Source organism: Lapidilactobacillus mulanensis, from assembly GCF_003946215.1.
Lineage (GTDB): Bacteria > Bacillota > Bacilli > Lactobacillales > Lactobacillaceae > Lapidilactobacillus > Lapidilactobacillus mulanensis.
On the sequence record NZ_RHOW01000010.1, the window covers coordinates 53,767 to 60,920 of the forward strand.

The 7,154-nt window shown below is 44.1% G+C and carries 7 protein-coding genes; 3 read left to right on the forward strand and 4 right to left on the reverse strand.

Annotated elements, in window-relative coordinates; translation table 11 throughout:
• Positions 1-4: 4 nt before the first annotated feature.
• The 4 genes from helD to EKM67_RS04055 form a co-directional block, all read right to left on the reverse strand.
• A complete protein-coding gene (gene helD / locus EKM67_RS04045) occupies positions 5-2,317 on the reverse strand; it encodes an RNA polymerase recycling motor HelD (RefSeq protein ID WP_225417307.1) in 2,313 nt (770 codons plus the stop codon).
• A 319-nt stretch (positions 2,318-2,636) separates the two neighbouring features.
• Positions 2,637-2,810, reverse strand: coding sequence for a hypothetical protein (locus EKM67_RS10765; RefSeq protein WP_164506555.1), 174 nt, complete (start codon positions 2,808-2,810; stop codon positions 2,637-2,639).
• Positions 2,811-2,873: 63 nt separating this feature from the next.
• On the reverse strand, positions 2,874-3,236 hold the full coding sequence (locus EKM67_RS04050; RefSeq protein ID WP_125577525.1) for a fluoride efflux transporter FluC: 363 nt from the start codon (positions 3,234-3,236) through the stop codon (positions 2,874-2,876).
• Entirely contained in the window at positions 3,236-3,613 is a 378-nt protein-coding gene (locus EKM67_RS04055) for a fluoride efflux transporter FluC (RefSeq protein ID WP_125577527.1), read from the reverse strand. Before EKM67_RS04055 ends, EKM67_RS04050 begins: the two co-directional genes overlap by 1 nt.
• Positions 3,614-3,797: 184 nt before the next feature.
• On the opposite strand from EKM67_RS04055, the gene EKM67_RS04060 reads away from it, so the two are divergent.
• The 3 genes from EKM67_RS04060 to EKM67_RS04070 all read left to right on the forward strand — a co-directional run bounded on the left by EKM67_RS04060 (position 3,798) and on the right by EKM67_RS04070 (position 7,025).
• The gene (locus EKM67_RS04060; RefSeq protein ID WP_125577529.1) at positions 3,798-4,787 is read left to right on the forward strand and encodes an aldo/keto reductase; all 990 of its coding nucleotides are present in this window, start codon (positions 3,798-3,800) and stop codon (positions 4,785-4,787) included.
• Between the two features lie 657 nt (positions 4,788-5,444).
• The gene (locus EKM67_RS04065; RefSeq protein WP_125577543.1) at positions 5,445-6,350 is read left to right on the forward strand and encodes a proline-specific peptidase family protein; all 906 of its coding nucleotides are present in this window, start codon (positions 5,445-5,447) and stop codon (positions 6,348-6,350) included.
• Between the two features lie 12 nt (positions 6,351-6,362).
• A complete protein-coding gene (locus EKM67_RS04070; protein ID WP_125577531.1) occupies positions 6,363-7,025 on the forward strand; it encodes a histidine phosphatase family protein in 663 nt (220 codons plus the stop codon).
• Positions 7,026-7,154: the final 129 nt, after the last annotated feature.

The following is a 7,154-nucleotide window of genomic DNA, read 5'->3' on the forward strand; positions in this document are numbered from 1 at the left end:
AGCGTTATTGTCGTTCGTATAATTGCGCCGGCACATTTGCTAAAATCGGTGTTAATTCATTCTCGGCTAGCATCGTCAATCGATGCATTGCCCGCGACGCGATGGTGTAAACCAATTGACGTTCGTCTTCATCGGCATAATTATCTGCCGAAAGATTCCACAAGATAACTGCGTCGAATTCGAGTCCTTTTGCCAAATAAGCAGGAATCACAAGTGTGCCTGCAGCTAAACGCTGGTTTTCTGAACGGATCATGGTGACGGGATAGTCGCGCGTCTGCAAGAACTTGGTCACGATTTCACTTTCGCGTTTCGTTTTGCAAATGATCGCCGTTGTGATTTTGCGTTCATCATTGCTCTTCAGCTGCGCCAACAAGTGCTCGGCTAATTCATCTTGATCGTCACGAATAATCGCGTTGGGTAAGTCACCGATTCGTTCGAAGGTATCGATTTTTTGCCCATTTTTCAAAATTGCTCGCGTAAATTCGGTGATTTGTTTCGTTGAACGATAAGAACGCGTCAACTGCACAACTTCGGTTTTATCGCGATCGAATAATTTTTGCACGCGACTTAGCAATGAGCGGCTGTCAGACGAGGTGAAGATGGCCTGATTTAAATCGCCCAACATCGTGTATTTAGCTTTCGGAAATTGGAACTGCAAGTAAGCAAGTTGGAAGGAAGTGTAGTCTTGAATTTCATCGATGAAAACAAACCGCATCGTGCGATCGCCGCGCTTGCCCGTGATCAAATCAAACAAGAATAAGTAAGGACTGACATCATCTAACTCGATCGTGTGCGCCTTGAATCTTTCCTGCGTTGCTGCCAACTCCTGCTGCCATTCTTCCGCAGTCAATCCATAGTCACTCAAATTCAAGAGTTGCGGAACCTGTGCGAGAAAATGGAGATATTGTTTATTAATATTGAAGAAACGCATTCGATTGATGCCTTGATTAACTGGCTTCAATGAACTAGTCACTATTTTGCGGGCCAGATAGTTGTATTCATCATCGCTAGAATTGAATTCTTGATCTGCTTTTGAATACATGGCTTGCAACTGTTCCTGATCCATATTCTCAATTTGTTTCGAGACCCAAGACTTGTGCAATTCGGGTTGTACGCGATTATTCAGGAGCTGTACCAATCGTTCCTTGGTGGCATCCACGCGATTAGCCAAGTGATAATTTTCGTTGAAACTATAATAGATCTCTGAAATTTTTTCTTTCGTAATATAAGGTTTGTCTTGGAACTTCAAGTCGCGGAAAAACATCCCGCCAGTTTCTAACAAACGACTGTATTTCTGCAAAACCTTGAAGAACTTCAAGTCCGTCTTCACACGCGAGATTTTCTTAGCCGTCTCTGTTTGTGGCACCTCGAATTGGGCAGCCGGATTAATGATCGTGTAATTAGGTAGACGACGGCCAACAAATTGCTGATAAGTCATTTGGACCATGTTCTGCTCGCCTAACTCTGGCAAAACGTTCTCGATATAATCGTTGAACAATTGATTGGGCGAGAACATGACCACTTGGCTAGACGTCAAATTACCGCGATAACGATACAACAAATAAGCGACCCGTTGTAAAATTGCCGAGGTTTTCCCTGAACCCGCAGCCCCTTGCACAAATAATAAATCGGCTTTGGTGTTGCGAATAATTTTATTTTGTTCTTTTTGAATCGTGGTTACGATCGATTTCATCTGCGTGCTAGACTTCTCACCCAGAACTTCGAGTAACATTTGATCGCCAATTGTTTCCGTGGTGTCAAACATCGAATCGATTTGACCTTTTTTAATTAAAAATTGACGCTTCAACGAAATGTTGACTGATTGCTCACCATCAGGCGTCTGATAAGTCACATCGCCCAGCTTGCCATCATAATAAATCGATGAAATCGGTGCGCGCCAATCGTAAATCAGAAACTTATCGTTCTTATCTGTAAATGAACTCAAGCCAATGTAAATCGTTTCTTTCTTAGGCTCACCATGCTCTTGGAAATCAAGACGCGCAAAATAAGGATTGCCGATCAAACGACGCAAAATCGTCAACCGTTTATTTGAGGCTTGCCAACTATTTTCGCGCTCGGCCAACATTTGTTGTTGCTGATGAATCGACAATGCGGTTTCTAAACTCGTCCCATCATCACCAAAATTCAGCCTGACCTCTTCACTGTACTGCTTGTTGATCGACTGCTTGTCCGTTTCGGCTTGGTCGATCGAAGATTGTGCCTTTTTTTCTGCTCGGCGGATCTTCTGGATCACATCATCTAAATACCGCTGTTCTGCTGCCTGCGAATTACGAATCGGTTCTCGTGAATCTGACAATCTCCCACAACCTTTGCTGAAATTCAACGTGCTAATTGCACTGGACGGAAACGTGCTACATGACACTCTCATTGAAACGTGCTACACAACACTCTTATTAAAACGTGTTCCAAGCAACTGAAATTAGTGTCTAAGCACCAACAACTTGAAATCCAAGTGCAGGATTTTAAGTTGTTGGCGGCTTAGCCAATAATTTCAACCCGTTGCTTTCCACACTCTAAAAAACGTATTGAACAAGTTTATCACAATCGTTCAATAACGTCTATTTTTTAGTGCTTATTTAGCTTAAATTTATGCGTCAAAATATGGCGAGTTTTGCTTACTTGTGGCGGTTTTTCCGTTGCTTCCATGCAACGATCGAGGGAATCCAAAAGACGATCAAATAGCCGACTGCGAGTCCGACAATCGTGTAAACAAAAATGTTGTGTACATAGAGTCCCACCAAAAAGCCGATCAGTGTGGTGATCCCTGTGATAATTGATTTACGATTCATGGTCGTCCTCCTAATATTAATGCTTCCATTCTATCACATCCGAAAACGCGCTGCACAGCGCACTCACACGAGTAGCTGCCCTAACCACCAACCAAGCGCACACAAGGGCAAGCCCAGCCCATAATTTGCGGCGACATACCAGAATGCGCGTCGCATTTTTTGTTGTGCCAATTGCCCACTGACTTCACTATTTAAAGTTGAAAAAGTAGTCCAACCACCGCAGAAGCCGACGCCTAGAAATGCATACCAGCCAACTGAAATCGTTAAGGCAAATAATAATCCCAACAAAAACGCGCCTGACAAATTGATCAACAAGGTCGCATGGAAGCCGGTTTGTGGCCGCAACTTTTTATACAAGTCGGTGAAGCGATATCGTGCAACCGCACCAACGCTGGCGCCTAAGCCAACAATCACCCAATTCGTCATCAGAAATCCATCACTTTCATTTCTAAACGTTGCGCCAAAGTCGTTCCCAACCAGGCTGCTAAAATTCCGCCGATCATACTAATGATCAAATACAAAATGGCGGTTACTTGTCGATCGGCCATCATCAGCTTCACGAAGTCTAAACAAAAGCTAGAAAAAGTGGTGAAGGCACCGAAAAATCCAGTCCCCACACCCACCAGTAGCCACTTACGATTTTTGACCAGGCGTGTGCCGAAGAAATTGTTCCACAACGGCAACAAAAAGGCGCCCAACAAATTAATTAATAAGGTGTTCCAAGGTGAACCCAACAATTGCGTGCCATACAAGCGCGCGACACCACCCCAGAAACCGAAAATTGCCACCAATAAATCAGTCATGCGTTCACTTCCAAATCAGTATCATTAGATTATGCCACTTGTGAAACATGAATGTCTAGTCCGCAAGGCTCACTCAAAGAGGCATTTTATTTTGACCCCACTCTAAATAACTCTTACAATTGAAGTGAACGCAGATCAGTTCCTATGCTAAATAAAAATTTCAATTTTTCCGGAGGTTATAATTATGTATACAGCAGCAGATGACCGTTACGAACAACTGCCCATTCGCCGCGTCGGCGACACTGGATTGCAGCTGCCTGTGATCACATTAGGTTTATGGCGCCATTATGGCAGTGAAGACCCCTTTGAGGACCGCGAAAAAATCATCCTCTCCGCATTCGATCACGGTATTTTTTCGTTCGATATTGCCAACAATTATGGTAAACCAGAATTAGGTTCCGCCGAGAAATTATTCGGCCGCGTTTATCAAAACAATTTGAAACCCTATCGTGATGAATTGGTCGTCACCACTAAAACCGGTTTTGAAATGGGACCCAGCCCTTATCAGCACTTCAATTCACGTAAAAACATTCTGCAAAGCATCGATCATTCTCTCGAGCGTCTGCAAATGGATTACGTTGACATTTTTTACAGTCACAGACCCGATCCAGAAACGGACCCAGAAGAAACTGCCCAGGCATTGGCGCAAGTCGTTCAATCTGGCAAGGCATTATATATCGGCATTAGTAATTATGACGCCGAGCAAACGGACACGATGATCGCCATGCTGAAAGATTATCACGTCCCCTTCGTCGTCAACCAAGCTTCCTATAACATGTTGCGGCCTGCTGTTTACGAAGATGGCCTGATGGATACCCTCAAGCAACATAATCGCAGCTTGGTCGCTTACGGCCCACTTTCAGAAGGCTTATTAACCGACCGCTATTTAGGCGGTATTCCCGCAGATTTCCCAATTCACTGGTCGAACACCGATATTTTTAAAAATGGTAAAGATGCCGTTGTTCAGAAATTGAATCAGTTGAACACGATTGCCCGAGAACGCAACCAAACATTAGCGCAGATGGCGTTGACTTGGCTGTTGCGCGATCAGAGCGTTGCCAGCGTGATCATTGGGACTACCAGCGAAAGAAATCTGCTCTCGAATATTGAAGCTGGCCAGAATTTGGCGTTTAGTTCTGATGAAGAGCGTAAAATTAAACATATTTTGAAGTAGACTACAGCTTACTGACTTGAAATATGAAAGATTCTTATCTACCTGCGGTCGAAAGTGCTGGGGCAGGCAGTCTGTGGCTGTGGGACCGCTCCAAGCCTTTCGAAGTTCGCGAAAGGCTTGAAGCTTCGATTTGAGCCTCGGAAAACCGCCGAGTCTCAAATCGATCCACCATGTAAGGCGGGCAAAAGCGGCCCGCCAACATGGTTGTCACTGCCACGACTGCCTGCCCCAGCACTTTCGACCTAAACTTATTTTGTTTAGTGTAGGAACTGAATAGCAGGGTTCCTGGAAGTTGATTATAAGGTAGCCTTTGCTCTAAATAACAAAGAATATCATGCAATAAATATTATCGAGCTCTTCTGAATAGACGAGGCGAAATTTGTGGTGGGAATTGGGACTGCAGTGGTAATTTTGTTAATGAGCGATTTTTGCGAATTTACAAAATGGGGAAATGTGAGATCCGGCGGTTTTCCGGAGCTCATATTTCAGGCGGAAGAATTTCCGTACTTTGGAAATCCTGCAGCCGTCCCCACAGCAGTTTCCCAGTTCCCACCACAAATTTCGCCGGAACCGCATAAAATCCTAACACTTACCGCCACTTGTAAGCGCGATAATGATACAATGAGTGTGAATAATAAAAAGAAACCAGGTGGCTATATGAAACAAGGAACAACGATTTTAACATTAGATAACGGCTACCACCTCTGGACCAACACGCAGGGTCAAGGCGACATTCACCTACTCTGCTTGCACGGCGGCCCTGGTGGCACTCATGAATACTGGGAAAACTTCGGCGAAAAGCTTGCCGATATCGGTGTTCAAGTTCACATGTATGATCAATTAGGTTCATTTTATTCTGACCAACCCGATTACAGTGATCCTAAAATTGCCGAAAAATATTTGACTAACGACTATTATCTCGGTGAAGTTGAAGAAGTTCGCCAAAAGTTGGGCCTAGATCATTTTTACTTGATCGGTCAATCTTGGGGTGGCGCGTTGACAATGCAATACGCGCTCAAGTATGGCAAACATCTCAAGGGCGCGATTATTTCGAGTATGATCGACAACATTGCTGAATATGTCGTTCATATTAACAAGGTTCGTGAAGAAGCTCTGTCCGTCGAAGCTGTTTCTTACATGAAACGCTGTGAAAAAGATGGCAACTGGGATGATCCAAAGTATCAATCATACGTCGACGTTTTAAATCGTGGTTATGTGGATCGTCGCCAACCACCTGCCATCAGTCATTTGATTTCGACAATGGCAACACCCGTTTACAATGCTTTCCAAGGTGATAATGAATTCGTTGTTACTGGTAAGTTGAAGGAATTCGATTTGCGTAAGCAGATCCACAACATTACTGTCCCAACACTGCTCACATTTGGTCAGCACGAAACGATGCCGTTATCTTCAGCGTTGCGGATGGCGCAACAAATTCCGAATGCCCGTTTGGAAACAACACCAGATGGCGGTCATCATCATATGATCGACAATCCCGAAGTCTATTTCGAACACTTGAAGAAATTCATCATCGACGTCGAAAGCGGTCATTACAAACCTTAAGGAATTAAATCTATGAAAACAATTACAGTTTATCTGGTACGTCATGGTCAAACCTATTTCAATAAATTTAATAAGATGCAAGGTTGGTCAGATTCGCCCTTGACGCCCGCTGGTATTCAAGGCGCTCAAGACGCCGCACAGCGTTTGAAACACCTGACCTTCACTCATGCCTACTCTTCGGATACAACGCGCGCAATGCACACCTGTGAGATCATTCTCGGCAAAAATATGAACACGGTCGTTCCCTATACGACGACACAATTTTTCCGCGAGGTTTTCTACGGTTATTTCGAGGGTGATGATTCTGCCAAGACTTGGTATTCTGTTGGTGCTCCTCATGGTGCTCGGAATTTCAAGGAGATCATTTCGAAATACAGTATCGATGCATCGAAGGATTTCATGAACGATATCGATCCCTTCCACGATGCCGAAACAGCGACGCAATATTGGACGCGTTTGGGCAAGGGCTTTAAGATGTTGCGCGAACAGAATTTGAACGGCGATAATGTTTTGTTGGTCAGTCATGGCACCACGATTCGCAGTATTGTTGAAAAATTTGGTGCGGGTCAATTTGATACGACGGTTTCGCCGCAAAACGCGAGCGTGACTAAGATTCTGCTGACGGATGAAGGTATTGAGGTCGTTTATTATAATCATCTTGATGAGATCAATTAAATATTGAGAAATATGAAAAGCAGCCCGATTTTTTCGGGGCTATACTCCTACTTAAGTAGACGAGCAAATAATCAAAGCTTGTACACTTAGGAAGGAGTTTTTTATGGGAAGAAAAGGTTCCCGCTATAC